Raw genomic sequence first — 24,040 nt, 5'->3', positions numbered from 1 at the left:
GCTCCGGGGGACGGGGATGCGGGGGCGGACGCGAGTCACCACGGAAGAGGCGCCGTCTGCGAGATGTCGAAGAAGCCGCCACCGCTGTAGACGAGCGGGGCGAGGTCAGAATGGGTCGCCGACACTACACGTCCGGTGAAGACGGTGTGACTTCCGGCCTCCAGGCGCTCGCCGATCTCGACCTCCAGCTGGGCGGCGGAGCCGTCGAGCAGCGGGGCGCCGTGCTCGCCGGGCGCCCAGTCGAGGGTGGCGAACTTGTCGGTGCCCTTGCTCGCGAACACCTTCGCCACGTCGAGCTGGCCTGCCGCGAGGATGTTGATGCCGATGTGGGTGGCACGGTGCAGCGCGGGGTGTGTCGAGGAGCTGCGCTGGACACACACCAGGACCATCGGCGGGTCCAGCGAGATGCTGGAGAACGCGTTCACCGCGAGCCCCTTGGGCGTCCCGTCGTCGTCGGTGGTCACGACGGTGACACCGGTGATGAACTTGCGGTGCACCCCCTTGACCAGGTCGGCCTCGACGGCGGCCTCGTGCGCCGTCGTGATGATGCCGAGCGCCTCGAGGAGCTGCCGTGAGTCGAAGGTCACGGACTCCTCGGTGACGGTGTCACCGTCGAAGCGGGCGAACGTGGCGCCCGACACCTCGACGGGCCTGCCGGTGGGCGGCACACCCATGAACGTGTCGGTGTGCCGGCCCGAGCTGCGCCAGCGCACCGCCAGCCGGTCCCCGTCCACGACCAGGTCCTCGATCTCCGTCCGCAGATCGGGGAACGCCGCCCGCACCGCGCTGATGCTCTCCTTGAACCCGGCACGGTCCTGAGCGGTACCGGCCGGCCCGCGGCGGCGCACGTAGCCGGGGCTCAACACGGCGTCCAGGGCGTCGACTTCACCCCGGTTCCAGGCCGCGTCCCAGGCGGCGCGGAGGCGGGCGGGGCGGTCGGTGGTGTGTTCCAGGGTGAGTGACATGACGGCTCCATCGATCGGATCGGCCAGCTGTTGCATGGCAGATCTGTTGTATGGCAGTGGACCGTAGGAATCGGGCGTCCGCCGTGTCAATGGTTAGGGCGAAATTCGCCACCCCTCAGGCCGAATTATTGGAAAACGCTAGGTCAGGGATGCCTGTTTACTGACACCCCTTGACGGCTCCCCGGGGCACTCTTAGCCTCACTGCCATGGCACAGCAACAATCAGCAGGCCAACACCTGTGGGCCACGCCCACTCGAGGCAGACTGCGCAAGGTCGTCACCGTGGTGGACGAGGTCCTCCTGGAAGTCGGGCGGCCGGTCGCGACCCCCGTACGCCGCGTCGCCGCGGCCGCCGTGATCGAGAACCCCTGGGCCGGGCGCGGATTCGTCGCCGACCTGCAGCCCGAGGTGGAGGACATCGCGCCCGGCATCGGCCGCCTCCTCACCGACCGGCTGATCGGGACGCTGGGCGGTGTCGAGCACATCGAGGCGTTCGGCAAAGCGGCCGTCGTCGGGCTCGACGGGGAGATCGAGCACGGCGGGGCATTGATCCACACCCCGTACTTCGGCAATGTGCTGAGGGAGCTGACCGAGGGCACCTCGATCATCGTGTTCAGCGACGACCGGCTTGCGGCGGGCGAACCGCTGGCCGTACCGGTGTGGCACAAGACCGCCGCCGCCACCCGCTCCCACTACCAGACCGTCCAGATCCGGGTGCCGGACGCACCGCGCCCCGACGAGATCGTCGTCGTGGCCGCCGCCGCTTCGGGGCCGCGCCCCAACGCCCGTATCGGAGACCGCCGCCAGGACCCCGTGGTCCGCCTCGCCGACTTGGAGACCGCCCGATGAACCTCCGCAAGATCCTGACCTACGTCGAAGACATCCACGCCGAGGGAGGCCGCCCCGTCGACTCGGTGGCCCGCACCGCCGTGGTGCTCGCCGTGATCGAGAACCCGTGGGCGGGCCAGGGCTTCGTCACGGACCTGATGCCCGGCATCGACGAGGTGGCACCCCAGCTCGGCGAGCTGCTCGCACCGCGCGTCGTCGAGGCGCTCGGCGCGCCCGTCGAGGCGTACGGGAAGGCCGCCATCGTCGGCCTCGACGGCGAGGTCGAGCACGGCAGCGCGCTCATCCACACGCTGAAGTTCGGCGACCACTTCCGCAAGGCGGCGAACGCCACCACGCTGCTCCCGGCCGTGGAGAAGCGCGCGGTCGCCGGAGGTGTCTTCGACATCCCGCTGAAGCACATCACCGACGCCACCATCCGCTCGCACCACCAGAGCATCGAGGTACGGGTCCCGGACGGCCCGCGCGCCGACGAGATCGTCATCGGCCTCGCCGCCGCGGCCCAGGGCCGCCCGCAGGCCCGCCTCGCCCCGCTCGCCACCGAGCAGTAGGCACCGCCATGGACAAGCCGTCCCAAGGGGCTGTATCGGGTTCTGCTCTGGGCTCGCGGGGGCTGGTGCCTCCGTCTCCGGCGTTGTCGTCGGTCGACGACGCTCCGCGTCGCCTCCCTCCTCCGCCTTGGATCCGAAGGCACCAGCCCCCGCTCCCTGATCCAGATCAGAACCCGATACAGCCCCTCGTACTCCTGCACGGCGTCGGCCTCGACCGCACCATGTGGGAGCCCGTCACCGCCCTGCTGGCCGACCGCTTCACTGTCGTCGCGATCGACCTGCCGGGGCACGGCGCCCGGCCGCCCGTGCGTGGCGATGTCACCCTCGCCGAGCTCGCCGCCGGGGTCGCCGAGCATGTCCCGGCCGGCTCGCACCTGGTCGGGTTCTCGCTCGGCGCCCTGGTCGCCCAGCAACTGGCGCTGCACCGGCCGGAGTTGACGCGCACGCTCACCTCGGTGAGCTCGGTCTGCCGCCGCACCCCCGACGAGCGGGCGGCCGTCCGGGCGCGGCTGCGGGCCGCCGAGAAGGACTTCGAGGCGAGCGCCGCGGCGTCCATCGAGCGCTGGTACGCGGGCACCACCGTGCCGGACGAGGTCATCGACCGGACGCGGGCCACGCTGCGCGCCAACGACGTCGACTCCTTCCTCGGCTGCTACCGGGTGTTCGCGAACGCCGACGCCGAGCTCGGCCCGCGCCTCGGTGACATCACCGTCCCCGCGCTCGCCGTGACCGGCGAGAACGATCCGGGCTCCACCCCGGAGATGACACACCGGCTCGCCGCGGCCCTGCCCTCGTGCCGGGCCGTGATCGTGCCCGGGGCGCGGCACATGCTGCCCGTCGAGCGCCCGGAGGCGTTCGCCGAGACCCTCACGACATTCATCGCGCAGAGCGCACAGCCCATCGACGAGAGCGCACCTGGAGACACCGCACATGTCTGAGCCAACGACGCTCACGACCTGGAAGCACTTCATCGGCGGCAGGTGGGTCGAGCCCGCCGCCGGCGAGTACTTCGACAGCACCGACCCGGCCACCGGCCGCACCCTCTACCGCGCCGCCCGCGGCACCGCCGCCGACATCGACAAGGCCGTCGCCGCCGCGCGCGCCGCCTTCGAGGAACCGGCCTGGCGCGACCTCAACCAGACCAGGCGGGGGCACCTGCTGCGCCGCCTCGGCGAGCTGATCGCCGAGAACGCCGAGGAACTCGCCCTCATGGAGTCGCGGGACAACGGCAAGCTGCTGCGCGAGATGCGCGGCCAACTCGCCTCGCTGCCCGAGTACTTCCACTACTACGCGGGTCTCGCCGACAAGATCCACGGCGAGACCATCCCCACCTCCGACCGCGCCGTCCTCAACTACACGGCGCGCGAGCCCCTCGGCGTCGTCGGCGCGATCACCCCGTGGAACTCGCCGCTGACCCTGACCACCAGCAAGCTGGCACCCGCCCTGTGCGCGGGCAACACGGTGGTCGTCAAGCCCTCCGAGTACACCTCGGCCAGTGGCCTGCGCCTCGCCGAGCTGGCCCTGGAGGCCGGCTTCCCGCCCGGCGTCGTCAACGTCGTCACCGGGTACGGCGCCGAGGCCGGCGGGCCCCTCGTCGACCACCAGGACCTCGCCAAGATCTCCTTCACCGGCTCCACGGCGACCGGGTCGAAGATCGCCGCGTCGGCCGCGGGCCGCTTCATCGGCTCCACCCTCGAACTCGGCGGCAAGTCCCCGCAGATCGTCTTCGAGGACGCCGATGTGCCGAACGCCGCGATGGGTGTCATCGCCGGTGTCTTCGCCGCGGCCGGCCAGACCTGCATCGCCGGCAGCCGCGTCTTCGCGCACCGCTCCGTCTACGAGGAGCTGCTGGAACGGGTCTGCGAGCGCGCCAAGTCCATCCGGATCGGGGACCCCCTCGACGAGGCCACCGAACTCGGCCCGCTCGCCTTCGAGGCGCAGCGTGACAAGGTCGCCGCGTACGTCGATCTCGGCCGCGAGGAGGGCGCCCGGGTGCTGACCGGCGGCGCACCCACCGACGGCGGCACGGGCGGCTGTTTCTACGAGCCGACCGTCCTGGTCGACGTCGACAACGGCATGCGCGTCGTCCGCGAGGAGATCTTCGGTCCGGTCGTGGCGATCATGCCGTTCGACACCGAGGACGAGGTCGTCGGCCTCGCCAATGACACCCAGTACGGCCTCGCGGCCGGGATCTGGACCACCAACCTGTCCCGCGCCCACCGGGTCGCGGGCCGCCTCGACGCGGGCACGGTCTGGGTCAACACCTACCGGGCCATGTCCCCGATGTCCCCGCGCCAGGGCTTCAAGGTCAGCGGCGTCGGCGTCGAGCACGGCACCGAGACCATCAAGGAGTACACGCGGCTCAAGAGCGTATGGATCAACACGAGCGAGGAGCCCGTGGCCGATCCGTTCACGATGCGGAGCTGAGGCCGCCATGCCACAGATCACCGTCACGCTCGCCGAGGGCCGCACCCCCGAGCAGATCAGGACCCTGCAGCGCGAGGTCCACGAGGCCGTGCTGCGCTCGATCGACACACGGCCCGAGTACATCCGGGTCGTCGTCCACGAGGTCCCCGCCACGCACTGGGCCACCGGAGACACCACGATCGCCGAGCTGCGTGAGGCCACCCGCACCACCGTTCAAGAGGAGTTGTCATGAGGTTTTCGCTGTTCGTGCACATGGAGCGCTGGGACGAGAGCACCACCCACCGCGAACTCTTCGAGAACCTCACCGAGCTGACGCAGATGGCCGAGGCCGGCGGGTTCAGCACGGTGTGGGTCGGCGAGCACCACGCCATGGAGTACACGATCTCGCCCAGCCCGATGCCGATCCTGGCGCACCTCGCGGCGAAGACCGACACCATCCGGCTCGGCGCGGGCACCATCATCGCCCCTTTCTGGCACCCGATCCGGGCCGCGGGGGAGACCGCGCTGCTCGACGTGATCAGCAACGGCCGGGCCGAGGTCGGTCTCGCCCGCGGCGCGTACCAGATCGAGTTCGACCGCCTCGCGGACGGGCTCAAGGCCTCCGACGGCGGCAAGCACCTGCGTGAACTCGTCCCCGCCGTACGGGCGTTGTGGCAGGGTGACTATGCGCACGACGGTGAGATCTGGCAGTTCCCGACGGCGACCAGCGTGCCCAAGCCGGTGCAGCAGCCCACCCCGCCGATGTGGATCGCCGCCCGCGACCCCGCCTCGCACGACTTCGCCGTGGCGCAGGGCTGCAACGTCATGGTGACCCCGCTGATGAAGGGCGACGAGGAGGTGGCCGCGCTCAAGGAGAAGTTCGACACCGCCGTGGCCAACCACCCCGAGGTCGAGCGCCGCCCCGACATCATGGTGCTGCGACACACCCACGTACACGCCCCCGAGGACCCGGAGGGCTGGCGCCCGGCGGCCGAGGGCATCAACAAGTTCTACCGGACCTTCGACGCCTGGTTCGGCAACAAGAACGCCCCGGTCAACGGCTTCCTGGAGCCGAGCCCCGAGGAGAAGTTCGCCGAACGCCCCGAATTCGCGCCGGAGGCCCTGCGCAGGACCGCGATGATCGGCACGCCCGCCGAGGTGATCGAGCGGCTGCGCGGCTACGAGGAGCTGGGCGTCGACGAGTACAGCTTCTGGATCGACAACACGCTCTCGCACGAGGAGAAGCGCGAGTCGCTGAAGCTGTTCATCAAGGAGGTCGTGCCGGCCTTCGAGTAGGAGGCGCCACCACCACGGCATTGCCCGGACGCTTGCATGGCAATTCCGCGTACCTCTGTCAATTGACGCTACGCAACCCAGCAGACTAGGTTCCCGTGCCATGCAACAGACCAGCATGCAGGCGAAGGTCGCCGAAGAGCTGCGCCGGATGATCATCAGTGGAGAGCTGCCGCCACGCTCCAGCCTCTCCGAGATGACGCTGTCGCAGACCTTCGGCGTCAGCCGCACCCCGATCCGCGAGGCGCTCAAGCAGCTTCAGATCGAGGGGCTGGTGGAGGTGCGGCCGCGGGTCGGCACGTTCGTCGCCGTCCCCTCGCGCCGCGAGATCACCGAGCTCTTCCAGATGAAGGAACTCCTCGAAGGCGCGGCGGCCCGCCTCCTCGCCTTCCGCGGCAACGTCCCCGAGGTGGAACGGCTCGCCGCCAACATGAGCGCCGCCGACGACGCGGTGCGCGCCGGCGACCCGGAGCAGTACGAGAAGCTGGTGCACGACTTCCACGAGCTGATCATGGTCGGGGCCGACAACTCCAAGCTTGAGGCCCACTACCGCACCCTGATGAACCAGCTCGCCTACGCCCGCCTGGTGCGCACCTCCCTGTCCCAGCCGGGCCGCCTCACCGAGTCCGACCACGAGCACCACCGCGTACTCGACCTCATCCGCGCCAAGGACGGCGACGGCGCGGAGCGCGTGATGCGCGAACACGTGCGCCGCAGCCATCAGGCGCTCATGGCGGGGATGGACGACGACCGGTTCAAGGACTGACGAACGGTTCAGGGGGTGAGTGGGACCCCGCCGAAATGAGGTGCGGGCACCCGTGCGCGTGGTGTGTCATCGGCGCATGGACATCGAGTTGGGGACACCGGGCGTCGGCGGGCTGGGCGAGGTCGTCGACGTTCTACGGGGATGGCAGCACGACACCGCGCCGATGCAGCTGCACCCCGGCGACCTTGGCTGGTACTGGAGGAACGGCGCGGAGCGCACCGCCGCGAGCGTGCGGACCTGGCGGCGCGGCGGCCGCGTGGTTGCCGTCGGACTGCTCGACGGCCCCACCCTGCTGCGGCTGACCCTCGCGCCCGACACCCACCAAGACGTAGAGCTGGCACGGCAGTTGGTCACCGATATGGGCGACCCGAAGCGCGGGGTCCTGCCCGAGGGGCCGGCCGGCATCGAGGCTCCCCGTGGCGTTCTGCTGCACGACCTGCTGGCCGATGCCGACTGGCCCACCGGCGAGGCATGGACGCCGCTGTGCCGCGATCTCACCGAGCCGGTCCGACCCCCAGCCGTACGGATCGAGGTGGCGGGGCCCGACCGGGCGGACGCGTACGCCGCCGTGCACCGGGCGGCATTCGACGGGGCGACGTTCACCGGGGCGCGGTGGCACGCGATGGCGGCCGGGGCGCCGTACGCGCAGGCGCGGTGTCTGCTCGCGTACGACGACGAGGGCGCGGCGGTGGCGGAAGTGACGGTATGGTCCGCGGGCCCCGGCAGGCCGGGGCTGCTCGAACCCATGGGCGTCCACCGGGACCACCGCGGCCGGGGCCACGGGACGGCTATCTGCCTCGCCGCGGCGGCCACCCTCCGCGAACTCGGCGCGTCCAGCGCCCTCGTGGGCACACCGAGCGCCAACACCGCGGCGGTTGCCACCTACAAGGCGGCAGGCTTCCGACCGCGCCCCGAGGTCAGGGACCGCCACAGGCCCTAGGGTCCTAGTCGCCGGTCGCGCCGTCGGCCATCTCCCGCAGGATGTCGATGTGCCCGTTGTGGCGTGAGGTCTCCTCGACCATGTGCATCAGGATCCAGCCGAGGGTGACATGTGTGCCGTCCCTGATCGGTCGCTTCGCCGTCGCCAACAGGTCCGTTTCCGCGACCAGTTGACGGTATCGGGCGCTCTGCTCCTCGTACTCGGCGACGAGTTGGGGGACAGGGGTCTGCGCGCCGAGCCGCATCTCGCGGTCCGGGTCCTCGTCCGTCCACGGGCCCGCGTCCTCCTCGCCGAGGAAGATCACCTGGATCCAGTGGTACTCGACCCACCGGAGGTGGTTGATCAGGCCGCCCAGTGTCATGAGCGGGGAACCGGGCAGAGGTGCCGCGCCTCCGTGCTCGGGTGCGAGGTCGGCGCACTTGGCGACGGCCGTGGCGCGCGCGTAGTCGAGGAAGGTCGTGAGCATCGTGCGCTCGTCCCACGACGGCGGCATGTCGGTGCGTGTCATGGCGTGATCCTGGCACGGGGCGACAGGCCTCGACAGTAGATTTCGCCGCCGCGCGGCGACCCGGCTACGCCGTCCCGGTCCCGCCGAGCCGCTCCCGCAGCGTGCCCGCGAACTCCTCCGCGCGACCGAGCTGTTTGCGCAGGTCCGCGACGCGGTCGGCCGCCGCCTGCTCGAAGTGGCGTACCCGGTCGAGGAGTTGCTCGCGCTCGTCGCCCGCGGGTGACGGGGTCGCGTCGAGGCGGTCCGTGGCGTCGAGCAGGTCCCGCATCTGGTCGAGGGTGAAGCCGAGCGGCTTCATGCGGCGGATCACCATCAGGCGGGCCACGTCGTGCTCGGTGTAGAGGCGGAAGCCGCCCTGCGAGCGGGCGGACGGGATGACGAGGCCCGTCTCCTCGTAGTGCCGGATGGTGCGCAACGACAGCTCGGTCCGCGTGGCGACCTCGCCGATCTGCATGTGCTCGCTGCTCACGCGGCGCCCTTCTCCGTGTCTACGTGTCTACGTGGGTGGTGTCACCGAGGCCACACCCGGTGACGTCGATCTCTACCCTAACGTCAGGGTAGAGTTGCCGGTCGTCAGGGTCGGCCGTGCGCCACCCGCCCTTTTCGTACGCACAGGCCGCGCGACGCCGGTGTGCCCGACCACGACAGGTTACTTTCCCTTGGCCCCCTCCTCCGCCCCGTCCGTCCCGTCCCCGGCCGCCCGGCTGCGGCGCCTGCGCCGCCCCGACTGGTGGTCCGACCCGAAGGTGTGGCGCACCGAGATCCTGGCCGGGCTCGTGGTGGGGCTCGCGCTGATCCCCGAGGCGATCTCGTTCTCGGTCATCGCCGGGGTCGACCCGCAGATCGGTCTGTTCGCGGCGTTCACCATGGCGGTGACCATCTCCATCGTCGGTGGGCGGCGGGCCATGATCTCGGCGGCCACCGGGGCCGTCGCGCTGGTGATCGCGCCGCTCAACCGGGAGCACGGGTTCGGTTATCTCATCGCCGCGGTGATCCTGGCCGGTGTGTTCCAGATCGTCCTCGGCGCGCTCGGGGTGGCGAAGCTGATGCGGTTCGTGCCGCGCAGCGTGATGGTCGGCTTCGTCAACGCCCTCGCCATCATGATCTTCATGGCGCAGGTGCCCGAGATGACGGACGTGCCGTGGGCCGTCTATCCGCTGATCATCGGCGGGCTCGCGCTGATGGTGTTCTTCCCGAAGGTCACCAAGGTGGTCCCGGCGCCGCTGGTCTCCATCGTCATCCTGACCGTCATCACGGTCGCCGCGGGAATCGCCGTGCCGACCGTGGGGGACAAGGGCGAACTGCCGTCCTCGCTGCCGGTACCGGGCCTGCCCGACGTACCGTTCACGTTCGAGACCCTGAAGATCATCGCCCCGTACGCGCTCGCCATGGCGCTCGTCGGGCTGATGGAGTCCCTGATGACGGCGAAGCTGGTCGACGAGATCACCGACAGCCGCTCCTCCAAGACCCGCGAGTCGATCGGGCAGGGCATCGCCAACATCGTCACCGGCTTCTTCGGCGGCATGGGCGGCTGCGCCATGATCGGCCAGACGATGATCAACGTAAAGGTGTCAGGGGCCAGGACCCGCCTCTCCACGTTCCTCGCGGGCGTGTTCCTGATGGTGCTGTGCGTGGTCTTCGGGCCCGTCGTCTCCGAGATCCCGATGGGCGCCCTGGTCGCCGTCATGGTGATGGTGTGCTTCGCGACGTTCGACTGGCACTCCATCGCGCCGAAGACGCTGAAGCGGATGCCGGCCGGGGAGATCGTCGTGATGGTGCTGACCGTCGTGGTCGTGGTGGCCACCAGCAATCTCGCCATCGGCGTCGTCGTCGGTTCCATCACCGCGATGGTCATCTTCGCCCGGCGCGTCGCACACGTCGCGAACGTCACGTCGGTCACCGACCCCGACGGAGGTCAGGTCGTCTACTGGGTCACCGGCGAACTCTTCTTCGCATCCTCAAACGACCTGGTGACCCAGTTCGACTACGCCGGCGACCCCGACAAGATCGTCATCGACCTCTCCGCGACGCACGTCTGGGACGCCTCGTCGGTCGCCGCGCTCGACGCGATCGAGACCAAGTACGCGGAGCGCGGCAAGAGCGTCGAGATCATCGGCTTCAACCCGGACAGCGCGGCCCTGCACGGAAAGCTGAGCGGCGAGCTCACGGGCAGCAACTGAGGTTCGACGCGTTGCGATAGCGTCGCTCCCTTTCAGGCAAGGGAGAGTGGACGGTGCGGGTTCAGGTGCAGGGGCGGAACGTTCCGAGGTGGGTCCCGCTGGGAGTGATGGCGTTCGGCGGGGTGTTCGTGATCGTCGGGCTGATCCTGGCGTGGTCGTCGATCTCGCTGCTGCAGGACGCGCGGCGCACCGAGGGCACCGTGGTGGGCATCGAGTGGCGCGGCGGTGAAATCCGTACGTCCGGCAAATCCCGCCACCGCGACGAGCCCGCCGCGTACCCGGTGGTCGAGTTCGCCACGTCGGACGGCGTCCGCCGGACGTTCCACAGCTCGACGGGCTCCAACCCGCCCTCGTACGAGCAGGGGGAACATGTCGAGGTGCTGTACCGGGCCGATTCCCCGCAGGACGCGAAGATCAACGGGTTCCTGTCGCTGTGGCTGCTGCCGCTCATCTTCGGCGGTATCGGGCTGTTCATCACGGCTGTCGGCGCGGTGATCGCGATCGTCCGACGGCGGCTGCGGGCACAGCCGGCGCGGTGAGGGCGCCGGCCATGCCCGCGGTACGAGTCGCACCGGCTACTTGGGTTCCGTCGCGATCTGGATGAGGTTGCCGCAGGTGTCGTCGAGTACGGCGGTCGTGACCGGGCCCATTTCGAGGGGCTCCTGCGTGAAGTGCACGCCGAGCGCGGTCAGCCGCTCGTACTCGGCCCGCACATCGTCGACGGCGAACTGGGCGAGCGGGATGCCGTCCGCGATCAGCGCGTCCCGGTAGGGCTTGACGGCCGGGTGGCCCGAGGGCTCAAGCAGCAGCTCGGCGGCGTCGGGCTCCTCGGACGACACGACGGTCAGCCAGCGGACGCCCTCGCCCAGATCCACGTCGTGTTTCGTCTTGAAGCCGAGGATCTCGGTGTAGAAGTGCGCCGCCTTGGCCTGGTCGTCGACGAAGACGCTGGTCATGTGGATCTTCATAGGGTGCTCTCTTCCGGGTCCTGTGCAGGGGCTGCTGGCGTGAGCCACCGCTCCGATATCCGGCGCAGCGGTGCGGTGTTGAGGTCGTGGTACTTGTAACGGCCCTCCCGCCTGGCCTCGACGAGACCGGCCGCCTCCAGCACGGCGAGGTGCTGGGAGATGGCCTGCCTGGACAGGTTCAGCCGATGCTTCATGGTCAGCCGGGAGCAGATCTCGAACAGGGTCTGCCCCGACTTCAGCGTCAGCTCGTCGAGGATCGTGCGGCGGGTGGGGTCGGCCAGGGCTTTGAACAGGTCATCGGCCACGACGCCAGCATAGGCAAGTGCTCGCTTGCCTATCAACCGGAAGAGTTCGGACGGCTCACTGTCGGCGCACCGCCACCTTCTCCTCGAAAGCGGCGAGTGCCGCCGCCCCGACTGCCTTGTCCTGCTCCCCGTTGCCCCCGCTGACGCCCACGGCGCCGATGACCTGACCCTCGTACACGATCGGGAAGCCGCCGACGAACGCGGCGAAGCGGCCGGGGTGCATGTGCTGGATGCCGAAGGCCTCGTTGCCGGGGAGGGCGGGGCCCTTCGGCGTCTCGTTGAAGAGGTGGGTGGCCCGCTGGTGGCCCGCCGCCGTGAACGCCTTCGCGATGGCGATCTCCACGCCGGTGAGGCGGGCGCCGGTCATGCGGTGCAGGGCGATGGGGTGGGCGCCGTCGTCGGCGATGCAGATCGTCTGCTTGACGCCGACCCGCGCCGCCTCGGCCTCTGCGGCCTCCAGCATGATCAAGGCGTCTTCGAGGGTGAGGCGGTGGATGGTGTGCATGGGCTCTCCCTGCGGTGTCGTGTGGCGGTGTGTCAGCGGGCGAGGTCGTCGCAGTAGACCGTCTTGGTGTCCGTCACGAAGTCGAGGGCTCCGCGGCCGCCCTCGGGGAACGCGCCGGAGCTGGAGGCGCCCCAGCCGCCGAAGGGGGGTGCGACGCCGTTGCCGGTGGTGCGCTGGTTGACCTTGACGATGCCGTGCCGCGCCGCGCGTACGAAGCGGCCCGTCGTGCCCAGGTCGCGGGTGTGGACAGCGGTGACGAGGCGGTGGGCGTCGCCGTTGAGGGCGGCCAGGGCCTCGTCAGGACCGTCCACCGGGACGACGGACAGCAACGGGCCGAAGACCTCCGCGGTGTTCACGGGGTGGTCGGCAGGGACGTCGACGAGGAGGGTCGGCAGCAGCCAGTGCCCGGCCGGGTCCGCACCGGGGATCAGGCCGCCCTGCGCGAGCGCCCGTGCTCCCGCCGCGAGCGCCGAGTCCAGGAGCCCGGCGACCCGCTCCCGCTGGGCCGCCGTGGCCGCGGGCCCCATCGCCGCGGCCGGGTCGTCGCCGGGGCCGACGGTGAGCTCGGCGGTGCGTTGCGCCAGGAGTTCGGCGAACTCGGCCGCCACGGAACGGTCCACCAGGACGCGGTCCGTCGCCGTGCACACCTGCCCCGTGAGGCCGTAGGCGCCGGCCGCCACCTCGGTCGCCGCATGTGCCAGGTCGGCGTCGGCACAGACCAACGCCGCGTTGTGGCCGCCCAGTTCGAACTGCGCACGGACACCGGGGTGCACGGCGCGATGCAGCAGGGCGCCCGTCCGGTCCGAACCGGTGAAGCTGACGGCGCGGACCCCCGGTGCGCCGGCCAGCGCAGCCATCGCCTCCGGATCATCGCCCTGCACGACCCGCAGCGCCTCCTCGGGCACCCCGCCGCGATGGCAGGCCGCGGCGAGGCGGGCGCCGACGCCGGGTGTCACGGGCGACGGCTTGAAGACCACCGTGTTGCCCGCCGCGAGCGCCGGGGCGAGCTTGCGGGCCGCGAGCGACAGCGGGAAGTTCCACGGCGTGATCGCCACGACGACACCGAGCGGAACCCGCAGTGTCCAGGCCGAGACGCCTGAGGACTCGGCGGGGTACGTGGTGCCCTCGACCATGAACGCCAGCTGCGCCGCGAGCCTGAACTGCTCGACCGTCTTGGCGACTTCGCCGCGCGCGGCGCCGAGCGTCTTGCCCTCTTCGGCGCAGATCAGCGCGGCGATGCCCGCGGCGTCCTCGGCGAGCGCCGCCGCCGCGCCGTGCAGTGCCTCCGCACGGCGGCCCGCCGTCGCGGCGGCCCAGCCCGGGAAGGCGAGCCCGGCCGTGCGTACCGCTTCGGCCGCATCGGCCGCGCTCGAAGCGGGCACTTCGGTGACCTGTCGGTGCGGTGCGGCCGGGTCGAAGGATGTCACCACCGCCGATGAGCGGCGCTGGTGGGTGGTCTGGTGCGCAAGTAGCTTCTGAGTCAAGATGACCTCCACGTTCTCGTCGGCCCCGACCGCGTCATCGGCGTTTTCCCGTGCCCCCAGCATTCGTCGCGAAGGTGCCGGGCGGCTTCGTACATTCCGCACCTTCGCCGCAGGAGGATGTAGGCAGATGGCACACGAAGCAGCGAACAAAAGGGAGTTGACGGTCGAAAGGCTCCTCGCCGAGCCCGCCGTCGGAGGACGCCTGCTCGGCGGCAAGGCCGGTCTGCGGCAGGCGGTGACCTGGTGTCTTCCGCTGGCCGAGCTGCCGCCGGGGCCTGGCCCCGAGCGTCCCGCGGCGGGCGCGGACCTGGCCGGGATCGTGGTGTTCGCGCCGCTGGCCGAGCTGACCTGCGCGCCCGACTGCCGACGCCTGCTCGCCGGGCTCGCCGCACGCGGCGTCGCCGCCGTGCTCGTCCGCCCGCAGCCGCACGCGGAACCGGACTTCGGGCCGCTGATGCGGGCCGCGGACGCCACGGACCTGCCAATGGTGCGGCTCGCGCCCGAGGCCACGTACCACCACATCGGACGCCTTGTGGCGACGAAGACGATCGCGGCCAGCGCCCATGTGCTGGAGTACGGCGTGCGCGTGCACCGCACACTGGGCGAGGTGTTCGCGTCCGGCTCGGGCCTTCCCGCGCTCGCCCGGTCCATGGCCACGCTCGCAGGCACCTCGGTGCTCATCATGGACGAGGTGGGCCAACTCCTCGCCCGCGCCGAGCGGGCGCGGCCCGCCACGGACGCGCGGTGGCAGGAGCTCGCGGACGCCGTGCACACCGCGCACACCAAGCAGGGGCCACCCGCGGAATCGGCCCTGGGGCACGGTCATGCCACCGCCTGCGACCTCGACATGCCCTGGGGCGAGGAGCAGGTGCACGTCGTGACCGCCCCCGTGCGGGTGGCGGGCGAGCCGTACGGGACGGTGGTCGTCGTCGAGCCCGGTCCGGCGCCCGCCGCGCACGATCTCGCCCAGCACCGGGTGATCGTCGAGCAGAGCGCGCCCCTCGTCGCCTCCGAGATCCTGCGGCAGCGGTCGGTCGTGGAGGCGGAGGAACGCTCGCGCGACGACTTCCTCGACACCCTCGTGCACGGCCGCTTCACCGACGTGCACGAACTCGAGGCCAGGTCACGGCATTACCGCTTCGACACGGAGGCGGAGCACGCGGTGTTCGTCGCCTCGGTGCCGTACGCGGGTCCGGTCAGGGCGCAGTCGCTGCCGCGTTCGGTGGGTGCGCTGCGCGGCGGCCCCGGCTTCACCATGGCCGTGCTGATGGGTCAACTGCTCGTCGTGGTAGTGGAGTTCGGTACTGAGGCGGGCAAGGGGGCGCAGGCGCGGTTCGGGCGGCAGCTCCAGCGGCTCGTCTCCGAGCGCATGTCGAACGGCGTGCAGGTGACGTACGGGCGGGCCGCGCTCGGGGCGGCGGGCGTCGCGGCGAGCTACCGGGAGGCGCGGATCGCGCTTGAGCTGTCGGGGCGGGTGCGCGTGGCGGAGGTGTGCGGCTACGACGAGTTGCAGGTGTTCGCGGCGGTCGAGGCGGCGGCGAACTCCGCTCAGGGCAGGGAGTTCGCCCACGAGGTGCTCGAACCCCTGCGCCGTGCGGACGGACAGACCGGCAACCTGGAAGAGGTGGTGCTCGCCTACATCGCCGAGTCCGGCAACCTCAACGCGGCGGCCCGCCGCCTCCAACTGCACCGCAACACCATGCTGTACAAGATTGAGCGTGCATCGAGGGCCCTCGGCATGGACGTACGGGTGGCGGAGACCCAGTTCACGGTGTGGCTCGCCCATCGGATCGAGACGTTGAACGACTCGCTGCGGGTGCTGCAGGCGGAGCTGGCGCCGCCGGCGTAGCCACCTTCGCGCGCCTGCCCGTGTCCCGCCCGACCGAAGCCACCAGGACCCCCACCGCCGCGAACCCCGCGCATACCCCGAACACCCGGATCAGTCCGGCCGGTTGCGTCCCGAGGAGCGCCACGGACGCAGCCCCCAGCGACGTCGCGCCGAACCGGATCAGGCTGAACAGGCCGAGCCCCGCCCCCGTCCGCCCGGCCGCCGAACGCGAGGCACCCGTGGCCGCCGGGGTCTGCACGAACGCGATACCCGCCCCGGTCAGTACGAGCGCCGCCACCACGGGCCAGGCCCCCATGCCCGCCCCGGTCCCGACCGCGAGCAGCACCGCCCCCGTGAACAGCGCCACCAGACCCCACCGCATGACACCCCGGCCGCCGAACCTCTCCGTGCACCGCCCGGCCACCGGAGCCAGCGACGCCATCGCCAACGGGAGCGCCAGGACGGCCAAGCCGGTGCGGGACTGCGACATGCCCTGCGTCCCGACGAGGTACGCGGGAGTGGCAAGGAGCACCGCGCCGAGGACGAACATCTGCGCCGCCGCCGCGAACGACGAACGCACATACCGCAGTTCGGCCAGCTGGTGAGGGCGCAGGAAGGGTGCGGGCCGCCTGCGCTCGACCAGCAGGAAGGCCGTGAGTGCGAGCACTCCGGCAGCCGCCGCACCCCAGACCACGGGCGCACCGGCCCCCTGCGAGGGCAGCGCGGAGGCCGCGACGAGCAGCAGCGCCGCCCCGCATGTCAGCGTCAGCGCACCGGCCCCGTCCAGGCGCGGCCGTGTCCGAGAGCGGTCGTCGCGGGGAAGCAGCAGCAACCCGCCGGCCACGACGAGTACAGACAGCGGCACGATCTGCCAGAACACCGAACGCCAGCCCAGGAGTTCGGAGAGGAGGCCACCGGTCGTCGGGCCGAGCGCCTGCCCCGCCCCGTTCGCGGCTGCCCACAACGACAGCGCCCTGCCGCGCCGTTCCTCGCCGAGCACCTGCACGACGAGGACCATCACCACCGGCAGCACGGGCGCCGCGGACAGGCCCTGGAGCATGCGGAAGGCCACGAGCAGCGGCAGGTTCGGGGCGAGTGCCGCGCCCGCCGCGCCGAGGATCATCGACGCCATCGACGCGCACAGCACCCGCCGGTGCCCGAACCGGTCGCCGAGCCACCCGGACAGCGGCATCAGCGCCGCGAGGGTCACCGGGAACGCGGTCGCGACGAGCACACCCCGGCCGAGCGGCGCGTGCAGATCGGCCAGGATCGCCGTCATGGGGACATTGACCACGGTGTTCGCCATCGTCGTGGTCAACGTCGCGGTGAGCAGGGGAAGCAGACCGAGGCGGGTGGCGATCATGCCCGGAGTATGCGCGGAGCCACCCGTCGCGAGCCACGTGCAAGGAGCCCTCGATACCGGTGCGCTGCAGGGCACTTCGCACAAGCGTGGCCTCCCGCAACCTCCCTGTGCACGCCGCGAAATCCGCGGGAAACGGGACGTGTCACCGGCCCGCACACTGCACAAATAATGTCGCCCACAATGTGCATCGTCCCTCTGTGGCCTGGCGGCCGGGGTCGTCAGCATGCCCGTCAACCACCCGACAACCAACGGACTTCGGCCCCGCAACGCCGGGCGCCGGGTAGGGAGTGCGGACGTGGAACTCACTGCTGCGCACTGGACGTATCTCGCGGGGGTAGTAGTCATCATCGGCGTGATGATCGCGCGCCGGAACATCGTGGTGCCGGCCGTCCTCGCCACCTTCCTGACGGCCTGGGCCTACAGCGGCGACCTCATCAAGGGCCTCGCGTCGATCTTCACCGCGAGCCTGACGGCCGCCGGCCAGCTCTTCTCCATCTTCCTCATCATCGCCATCATCACGGCGCTGCTCGGCGGCCTGCGCGCGATGGGCGCCGAGCACCGCATGGTGCGGCCGTTCCGCGGGCTCATGCGGGGCGGCCGGGCGGCGTTCCTGACCATCGCCGCCGCCACGTACTTCATCAGTCTCTTCTTCTGGCCGACGCCCGCCGTGCCCCTCATCGGCGCGATCCTGCTGCCCGCCGCGATCCGGGCGGGGCTCCCCGCGATGACCGCGGGCGCGGTGATGGCCGTCGCGGGGCAGGGCATGGCGCTCTCCAGCGACTACGTCATCCAGGTCGCGCCGGGGCTCTCCGCCAAGGCCGCGGGGGTGGGCACCGGCGCGGTCGCGGACCGGGCGATGGTGCTCTCGCTGATCACCGGTGCGGTGGCGCTGACCTACCTGTACCTGCGCGGACGGCGCTCCTTCGGAGTGGCCAGCGACGAGCACGAACTGCGCTGGCTCGCCCAGAAGAACGGGCTCGACGAGGGGGCCGAGGTGCAGCTCGGCGGCTCGCCCGGGGCACGCGGCGTCGGCAAGGGAGCGGCCGCCGCGGCCGCGACCCGCGCCGCCACCGACTCGGACACCGCCACGCAGGTTCTCGAACCATCGCCAGAGGTGGCCGCGGCGCCGCCGAAGCCCGAACCGGTGCGCCGCTCCCGCCTGTTCGCCGTACTCGTCCCGGTCACCTTCGCCGCCATCGTCGGCTACATGCTCCTCGGCAAGTTCACGAACGTGGTCGGCGAAGTGCAGGGCGACGAGGCGGCCGGGCTCGTCGGCGGAGTCGCGATGCTGCTGCTGTTCGCGGCGGTCTTCAGCATCGACGGCAGCCACGGACTGACCACCGCCGCCTCCCACGTCGTGGACGGCCTGGTGTTCGCCTTCAAGGCGATGGGGGTCGTCGTGCCCATCGCGGGCTTCTTCTTCCTCGGGAACGCCGAGTTCATCTCGCAGATCACGGGCGTGCACGACGCCAAGCCCCCGGCGCTCCTCTTCGACCTGGTGGCCTCCGTCGACCAGCACATCCCCGACAACGGCTTCATGCTGTCCTTCGCCATCCTGATCATCGGCATGATCACGGGCCTGGAGGGCTCCGGTTTCGCGGGCCTTCCGCTGACCGGATCGCTCGCAGGGGCGCTCGGCCCGGCCGCGCACACCGACCCGGCGACCCTGGCCGCCGTCGGCCAGATGGGCTCGGTGTGGACCGGCGGCGGCACCCTCATCGCCTGGTCCTCGCTGCTCGCCGTCGCCGGCGTGGCACGGGTGCCCGTGCAGGAGCTCGTACGCCACTGCTTCCTGCCCGTGGTCTCGGGACTCGCGGCGGCGACGGCGCTCGCCACGGTGCTCTTCTGAACCGCACGGCCGGGCATCCGGCACTGTGCACAGACATCGCCGCGGGGCCTGTGCACAAACACCATCCACCCCTCAACTCGCCCCGCCTACTTTGGAGTCACCCGGAAAGCGGAAAGGACGCCGCAACATGACCGAGCTTCTCTCAAGGGACGAATTCCGCAGCGCTCTCGAAGACGCCATCAAGGGCCGTGAGGCCAAGAACGCCTCCTTCAGCAGGGCATGGGCGGACGGCGAACTCAAGCGGGAGCATTTCGCACGCTGGGCCGAGAACCACTATCACTACGTCGGCCCGTTCGCCGACTACCTCGGCTACATCTACGGAAACACCCCGGACGAATTCACCGGCGCCAAGGACTTCACCCTCCAGAACATGTACGAGGAGGAGATCGCGGACATCCGCCACACCGACCTCCTCATCCGCTTCGCCGAAGCGTGCGGCACCACGCGGGAGCGCGTCGAGGACCCGTCCAACATGAACGCGGTCACCCGCGGGCTCCAGTCCTGGTGCTACGCCGTGGCGATGCGCGAGCACTTCGTCGTCGCCACCGCCGCGCTCGTCGTCGGCCTCGAATCGCAGGTCCCCAGCATCTACAAGAAGCAGATCACTCCGCTGCGCGGCTCCTACGGATTCACCGAGGACGAGATCGAGTTCTTCGAACTCCACATCACTTCCGATGTCGTGCACGGCGAACGCGGGTACCAGATCGTGCTCGACCACGCCGACACCCCGCAATTGCAGCAGCGCTGCCTCCAATTCGTGCGCTGGGGCGCGGAGATGCGCTTCGCGTACACGAAGGCGCTGTACGACACGTATGTCAGCCCGGATCTGGAGCGGACCGCGGCCGCGTAGCGGAAGACCGAAACGGGGCGGCCCGCGCCGCCCCGTTTCACACCCCACAGACCTGCACCGAAAGAACGGGAAAGAACAGGGAGGGAGCCCATGTCCGACTGGGTGGACGTCGCCGAACTCGCCGATCTCAGCAGGCGCCGAAAGAAGCTCGTGACCGTCGGCGACACCCGTATCGCCCTCTTCCACGACGCCGGTGAGGTGTACGCCTTCGCCGACGCCTGCGTACACAAGGGCAAAGCCCTGTCCCGCGGCGCCGTCCTCGGCGGCCGCCTCATCTGCCCCGGCCACCAGTGGGCCTTCGACCTGCGCACCGGACGGGCGGACGACCGGGACGAGTGCCAGCCCGGGTATCCGGTGCGGGTCGAGGCCGGCCGGGTCCAGGTCGACGTGGAATCCCTCACCGCCGCCGCGGCGGCCCTGCCCGTACAGGAGTGAGCCCATGCCCGAGCAGCCCGAGAACCCCCGCAGCGTCGCCGTGGTCGGCGCGGGCCAGACCGCGGCGGTCGCGGCCCGCACCCTGCGCCGCCGCGGTTTCACCGGAACCATCACGCTGATCGGCGACGAACCGTACGCCCCGTACCAGCGCCCGCCGCTCAGCAAGGAACTCCTCGACGGCTCGCAGCAGCCCGGGGACGCCGCGCTGCTCTCCGACGACTGGTGCCGTGACAACGACATCGCGCTCCGCCTCGGCGCCGAGGCCCGCCGCATCGACACCGCGGCCCGCACCGTGGAACTCGCCGACGGCACCCGCGTCCCCGCCGACCGCGTGCTCCTCGCCACCGGGGCCCGCGCCCGACGGCTGCCGGGTGTCCCCGAGGACGACGAGCGGATCGTGCACCTGCGGGGCATGGCCGACGCGCTGCGCCTGCGCGAACTCCTGCGCCCCGGCGGGCGCGTGGTGATCGTCGGGGCCGGCTTCGTCGGCTCGGAGGTCGCCTCCACGGCGCTCGCCCGAGGAGTCACCCCGGTCGTCCTCGAACAGGCACAGGTGCCGCTCGCGGGCGTGCTGGGGCCCCGGCTCGGCGGATTCTGCGCGGATGTGCAGCGTACGAGCGGCGTCGAGCTGCACACCGGCGAGACCGTCGCCGCGGTACGTACGACACCGGACGCGGTCGTGGTCACCACGGCGAGCGGTCTCGAGGTGGCGGGCGACGCCGTGGTCATCGCGGTCGGCGCGGTCCCCAACACCGAGGTGGCCCGCGCCTCCGGCCTCTCCGTCTCCAACGGTGTCCTCGTCGACGAACACTGCCGCACCAGCGTGCCCGGTGTGTACGCGGCCGGGGACGTCGCCAACCACAAGCACCCCCTGTACGGGCGGTGGGTACGCGTCGAACACTTCGACAACGCCAACAAGCAGGCGATGGTCGCCGCGAAGAACATCCTCGGTCGCAGTGTCGTGTACGACGACCCGCACTGGTTCTGGTCCGACCAGTTCGGCCTCAATCTCCAGCACTGCGGGGATCCGCACGGCTGGGACCGCATGGTGGTCCGCGGTTCGCTCGACGAGCGCGATTTCATCGCCTTCTACCTGGTCGACGGAGCCCTTCGGGCGGCCTTCGCCGCCGAGCGCGGCGGCGACGTGTACGCGGCGAAGGAGCTCATCGCCGGCGGCGCGCGCCCCGACCCCGGCCTCCTCGTCGACGAGGACACAGACCTGATGGAACTCATGCAGGTCACGGCAGATGCGGAGCCGGTCGCCGACGCGGCCGGGACAGGGGGGGAACTGACGGTGGCGACGGAACTCGAATACGTGAAGGTGGCCCGCTCGGGTCAGGTCCCCGAAGGCGTCGTACGCCGCTTCTTCGTCGGCGACCTCGAACTCGCGGTGTCCCGCTTCGAAGGGGACGTCTACGTGAGCGCCAACTACTGCACCCACCTCGCCTGCCACCTGTCCGCCGGCAAGGTCACCGAGGACGGACTGCTCTGTTCCTGCCACGGCAGCGTCTTCGACTTCTCCACCGGGGAGCCGCTGTCACCCCCGGCGGTGAAGCCGATCAAGATCTACCCGGCCAGGGAGGAGAACGGCGAGATCTTCGTGGGCGGACTGTGAGCGGACGCCCCCTCAGATCCAGGTGTCCAAATGGCGGACACCCAACTGCCCGTGACCAGCCGAAACTTGGTGTGCGACACGACGCCCGGTGTCGCATATGCCCGTATTTGGGCATTTAATTTGACGGGAGACGTCAACCCGCGCGTCAGTCTCGGCACCACAGAACGGGCGTTCCACGGATGAAAATCGGCTTTCTGCTCTTCAATGCCTACGGAATCGGCGGCACCATCCGCTCCACGATGAACCTCGCGGGCGCGCTAGCCGAGGCGGGCCACGAAGTGGAGATCGCGTCGGTCGTGCGATCCAGGGAACACCCCGTATTGAAGCCGGCGCCCGGAGTGAGAATTCTTCCGCTCGTCGAGGCGCGGCGCGGCTCCGCGGCCTTCGACCCGGAGCACGATCCGGCGGCCTTCCCCTCGCGGCTCTATCTCCGCGCCGACGGCCCCTACGAGCACTCCAGCACCCTCACCGACAGACGCATCGTCGAGTGGCTGAACAGAACCGACGCCGACGTGATCGTGGGGACACGCCCCGGCATCAATGTGCTGCTCGCCGAGTACGGCCCCCGCGGCGCGCTGCGCATCGGGCAGGAACACCTGACGCACAGCATGCACAAGCCGGTCATCCAGTCGGCCCAGGACAAGGCGATCGCCGCCCTCGACGCCTTCACCACCGTTTCCTACGCCGACGCCGAGTGCTATCGCGAGGCCCTGCCCGGCATCGACACCGAGATCCGCTGCATCCCGAATGGGGTTCCTGTGCCGGATGTCGCCAAGTCGACCGGACGGAACAAGGTGGTCGTGGCGGCGGGTCGTCTCATTCCCGTGAAGAACTACTCCCTGCTCGTCGAGGCCTTCGGGCACGTCGTGGCCGAGCGCCCCGACTGGTCGCTGCGCCTCTACGGCCGGGGCCGGCTCGCGGGGCGGCTGCGTGAGCAGGTCATGGCGGCGGGTCTGAACAACCACGTACGGCTCATGGGGGCCGTCGCGCCCATCGAGCCGGAGTGGGCGAAGGGGTCCATCGCGGCGGTCTCCTCGAACGCCGAGTCCTTCGGCATGACCCTCGTCGAGGCCATGCACGCGGGCCTGCCGGTCGTCGCTACGGACTGTCCGTACGGGCCCGGCGAGATCATCGACGACGGACGCGACGGATTCCTGGTGCAGCCCGGCGACCCGAAGGCGTTCGCCGCCGCGCTGCTCGACCTGATCGAGGACGACGAGCGGCGGCACGCCATGGCGGAGGCGGCGCAGCAGAAGGCGCTGACCTTCACCCCGCGGACGGCGGCCGAACGGTTCGTCGCCCTGGTGTCCGAGCTGGGCGACCCCGGCGCCCTCGACCTGCCCGCGACTCCGGGACGCGTACGACGACCGGTGCGCAGCGTGATGCGCGAACGCGTCGGCACCGTCGCACGCCCCGTCCTGCGCGCGTCCCTGCGCAGCCCCGTCCTCGCCCCCGCCCTGCGCACGCTGATGCCCCGGCGCGCCAAGCGCCTCACCCGCGTCCCCGGCTTCCACCCCGTGGCCCGCACGACGGCCACGACCGAGGGGGACATCGTCGTCGACATCACCGGCGTACACACACCACGAGCCGCACTGCTCCTGCAGCAAGGCGATGACAAGCTGCGCCTCCCGTTGCACCCGGAGTCCGGATTTCTGCGCGCCCGCATCGGACGGGACCATGCGCTGGGCGAGGGGGAGTGGGCCGTGTCCGTGGAGCGCGCCGACGACGGCGTACGCCGCCGGGCCGACTCCCTGACGGTGGAGACCGCGGCACTGGTCGGCCGCACACCGGAGCTGGTCGGGGACCAGGTGACCTCCCGGATTCCGCGTACCACGGACACCGGACATCTCGCCGTACGGACCTGGGCCCGCGCCGCACACCTCGAGATCGGCACCGTGGACACGGGCGGGAGCGCCCTCATCGTGGAGGGCCGGATCGTCGGACGGCCGCTGGGCGACGACACCGTGGCGGTGGCGTCGCGACGCGGCGAGGACACCGCCTTCGAGTCGGCGGAGGTCGTGGTCTCCGGCGACCACGTGTGGTTCTCCGTGCCGCACGCCGACTTCGCCGAGCGGTGCCGGGCCGCCGGTGAGGACCGCGAGTTCTGGGACCTGCACCTGGTCGACCGCGGCGCCCGGATCCCCGTCGGCCGGATCGGCGGAGACGTGGCCCGGCGCAAGGCCACCGACCCGGTACCCCCGGCCTTCCACGAAGAGGCCGGGGAGCGGCAGGTGCGGATCGGTCCCTACTTCACCGCGAACAACAGCCTGGCCGTGACGGTCCGCGAGGTGACCCCGTCCTCGGAACCGCGGCGCGACGCGGTGGTCAGCGCCCAGGGCACGGAGGTCCGGCTCAGCGGGGTCAGGTAGCGGCGCCGCCCGGCA

General features: G+C 70.9%; 24 protein-coding genes. 16 read left to right on the top strand and 8 right to left on the bottom strand.

The window, feature by feature from the left end:
- Positions 1-35: 35 nt before the first annotated feature.
- The gene (locus ABT004_RS00235) at positions 36-965 is read right to left on the bottom strand and encodes a flavin reductase (protein WP_351330264.1); all 930 of its coding nucleotides are present in this window, start codon (positions 963-965) and stop codon (positions 36-38) included.
- Between the two features lie 206 nt (positions 966-1,171).
- On the opposite strand from ABT004_RS00235, the gene ABT004_RS00230 reads away from it, so the two are divergent.
- The 8 genes from ABT004_RS00230 (at position 1,172) to ABT004_RS00195 (ending at position 7,766) form a co-directional block, all read left to right on the top strand.
- Positions 1,172-1,813: an amino acid synthesis family protein gene (locus ABT004_RS00230; RefSeq protein WP_351330263.1), complete on the top strand. Its 642-nt coding sequence runs from the start codon at positions 1,172-1,174 to the stop codon at positions 1,811-1,813.
- Positions 1,810-2,361 (top strand): amino acid synthesis family protein, encoded by a 552-nt coding sequence (locus tag ABT004_RS00225; RefSeq protein ID WP_351330261.1) that lies wholly within the window; start codon positions 1,810-1,812, stop codon positions 2,359-2,361. The genes ABT004_RS00230 and ABT004_RS00225 overlap by 4 nt, the downstream gene beginning before the upstream one ends.
- Positions 2,362-2,492: 131 nt before the next feature.
- On the top strand, positions 2,493-3,299 hold the full coding sequence (locus ABT004_RS00220) for an alpha/beta fold hydrolase (RefSeq protein ID WP_351330635.1): 807 nt from the start codon (positions 2,493-2,495) through the stop codon (positions 3,297-3,299).
- Positions 3,292-4,788, top strand: coding sequence for an aldehyde dehydrogenase (locus tag ABT004_RS00215; RefSeq protein WP_351330259.1), 1,497 nt, complete (start codon positions 3,292-3,294; stop codon positions 4,786-4,788). Before ABT004_RS00220 ends, ABT004_RS00215 begins: the two co-directional genes overlap by 8 nt.
- Positions 4,789-4,795: 7 nt before the next feature.
- Positions 4,796-5,020 (top strand): tautomerase family protein, encoded by a 225-nt coding sequence (locus tag ABT004_RS00210; protein WP_351330258.1) that lies wholly within the window; start codon positions 4,796-4,798, stop codon positions 5,018-5,020.
- On the top strand, positions 5,017-6,063 hold the full coding sequence (locus ABT004_RS00205; protein WP_351330256.1) for an LLM class flavin-dependent oxidoreductase: 1,047 nt from the start codon (positions 5,017-5,019) through the stop codon (positions 6,061-6,063). Before ABT004_RS00210 ends, ABT004_RS00205 begins: the two co-directional genes overlap by 4 nt.
- A gap of 100 nt (positions 6,064-6,163) precedes the next feature.
- Positions 6,164-6,826 carry a GntR family transcriptional regulator gene (locus ABT004_RS00200; protein ID WP_351330255.1) on the top strand — a complete coding sequence of 221 codons (663 nt, stop codon included), beginning with the start codon at positions 6,164-6,166 and terminating at the stop codon, positions 6,824-6,826.
- Between the two features lie 76 nt (positions 6,827-6,902).
- Positions 6,903-7,766 carry a GNAT family N-acetyltransferase gene (locus ABT004_RS00195; protein ID WP_351330253.1) on the top strand — a complete coding sequence of 288 codons (864 nt, stop codon included), beginning with the start codon at positions 6,903-6,905 and terminating at the stop codon, positions 7,764-7,766.
- Between the two features lie 4 nt (positions 7,767-7,770).
- Here ABT004_RS00195 and ABT004_RS00190 read toward each other — a convergent pair whose 3' ends face one another.
- Both ABT004_RS00190 and ABT004_RS00185 read right to left on the bottom strand, forming a co-directional pair.
- Positions 7,771-8,274: a DinB family protein gene (locus ABT004_RS00190; RefSeq protein ID WP_351330251.1), complete on the bottom strand. Its 504-nt coding sequence runs from the start codon at positions 8,272-8,274 to the stop codon at positions 7,771-7,773.
- Between the two features lie 64 nt (positions 8,275-8,338).
- Positions 8,339-8,743 carry a MerR family transcriptional regulator gene (locus ABT004_RS00185; protein ID WP_351330249.1) on the bottom strand — a complete coding sequence of 135 codons (405 nt, stop codon included), beginning with the start codon at positions 8,741-8,743 and terminating at the stop codon, positions 8,339-8,341.
- Positions 8,744-8,933: 190 nt separating this feature from the next.
- On the opposite strand from ABT004_RS00185, the gene ABT004_RS00180 reads away from it, so the two are divergent.
- A complete protein-coding gene (locus ABT004_RS00180) occupies positions 8,934-10,454 on the top strand; it encodes a SulP family inorganic anion transporter (protein ID WP_351330248.1) in 1,521 nt (506 codons plus the stop codon).
- 107 nt (positions 10,455-10,561) lie between these two features.
- Positions 10,562-10,993 (top strand): DUF3592 domain-containing protein, encoded by a 432-nt coding sequence (locus tag ABT004_RS00175; RefSeq protein ID WP_351330246.1) that lies wholly within the window; start codon positions 10,562-10,564, stop codon positions 10,991-10,993.
- A 36-nt stretch (positions 10,994-11,029) separates the two neighbouring features.
- On the opposite strand, the gene ABT004_RS00170 is transcribed toward ABT004_RS00175, so the two are convergent.
- The 4 genes from ABT004_RS00170 to ABT004_RS00155 are packed head-to-tail and all read right to left on the bottom strand — an operon-like array spanning position 11,030 to position 13,716.
- Positions 11,030-11,422 (bottom strand): VOC family protein, encoded by a 393-nt coding sequence (locus tag ABT004_RS00170; RefSeq protein ID WP_351330245.1) that lies wholly within the window; start codon positions 11,420-11,422, stop codon positions 11,030-11,032.
- Positions 11,419-11,727 (bottom strand): ArsR/SmtB family transcription factor, encoded by a 309-nt coding sequence (locus ABT004_RS00165; protein ID WP_351330243.1) that lies wholly within the window; start codon positions 11,725-11,727, stop codon positions 11,419-11,421. Before ABT004_RS00165 ends, ABT004_RS00170 begins: the two co-directional genes overlap by 4 nt.
- 55 nt (positions 11,728-11,782) lie before the next feature.
- Positions 11,783-12,232 (bottom strand): GlcG/HbpS family heme-binding protein, encoded by a 450-nt coding sequence (locus ABT004_RS00160; protein ID WP_351330241.1) that lies wholly within the window; start codon positions 12,230-12,232, stop codon positions 11,783-11,785.
- Between the two features lie 32 nt (positions 12,233-12,264).
- Positions 12,265-13,716, bottom strand: coding sequence for an aldehyde dehydrogenase family protein (locus ABT004_RS00155; RefSeq protein ID WP_351330239.1), 1,452 nt, complete (start codon positions 13,714-13,716; stop codon positions 12,265-12,267).
- A 127-nt stretch (positions 13,717-13,843) separates the two neighbouring features.
- Between ABT004_RS00155 and ABT004_RS00150 the strand changes: the two genes are divergently transcribed.
- Positions 13,844-15,565: a PucR family transcriptional regulator gene (locus ABT004_RS00150; RefSeq protein WP_351330237.1), complete on the top strand. Its 1,722-nt coding sequence runs from the start codon at positions 13,844-13,846 to the stop codon at positions 15,563-15,565.
- On the opposite strand, the gene ABT004_RS00145 is transcribed toward ABT004_RS00150, so the two are convergent.
- Positions 15,483-16,907, bottom strand: a complete 1,425-nt coding sequence (locus ABT004_RS00145; protein WP_351330236.1) for an MFS transporter — start codon at positions 16,905-16,907, stop codon at positions 15,483-15,485. The genes ABT004_RS00150 and ABT004_RS00145 overlap by 83 nt on opposite strands.
- Before the next feature lie 295 nt (positions 16,908-17,202).
- On the opposite strand from ABT004_RS00145, the gene ABT004_RS00140 reads away from it, so the two are divergent.
- From ABT004_RS00140 to ABT004_RS00120, 5 genes are all read left to right on the top strand, one after another.
- Complete coding sequence (locus ABT004_RS00140) at positions 17,203-18,756, top strand: hypothetical protein (protein ID WP_351330235.1); 1,554 nt, start codon at positions 17,203-17,205, stop codon at positions 18,754-18,756.
- A gap of 127 nt (positions 18,757-18,883) precedes the next feature.
- Complete coding sequence (locus tag ABT004_RS00135; RefSeq protein WP_351330234.1) at positions 18,884-19,606, top strand: iron-containing redox enzyme family protein; 723 nt, start codon at positions 18,884-18,886, stop codon at positions 19,604-19,606.
- Positions 19,607-19,696: 90 nt separating this feature from the next.
- The gene (locus ABT004_RS00130; protein WP_351330233.1) at positions 19,697-20,041 is read left to right on the top strand and encodes a Rieske (2Fe-2S) protein; all 345 of its coding nucleotides are present in this window, start codon (positions 19,697-19,699) and stop codon (positions 20,039-20,041) included.
- Positions 20,042-20,045: 4 nt separating this feature from the next.
- On the top strand, positions 20,046-21,656 hold the full coding sequence (locus tag ABT004_RS00125; protein ID WP_351330231.1) for an FAD-dependent oxidoreductase: 1,611 nt from the start codon (positions 20,046-20,048) through the stop codon (positions 21,654-21,656).
- Between the two features lie 179 nt (positions 21,657-21,835).
- On the top strand, positions 21,836-24,025 hold the full coding sequence (locus ABT004_RS00120; protein ID WP_351330229.1) for a glycosyltransferase: 2,190 nt from the start codon (positions 21,836-21,838) through the stop codon (positions 24,023-24,025).
- Positions 24,026-24,040 lie beyond the last annotated feature (15 nt).

This window comes from Streptomyces sp. NPDC002790 (genome assembly GCF_040295505.1).
GTDB lineage: Bacteria > Actinomycetota > Actinomycetes > Streptomycetales > Streptomycetaceae > Streptomyces.
The sequence above is the reverse complement of the archived record's forward strand: the minus strand, read 5'-3'. Positions and strand labels throughout refer to the sequence as shown.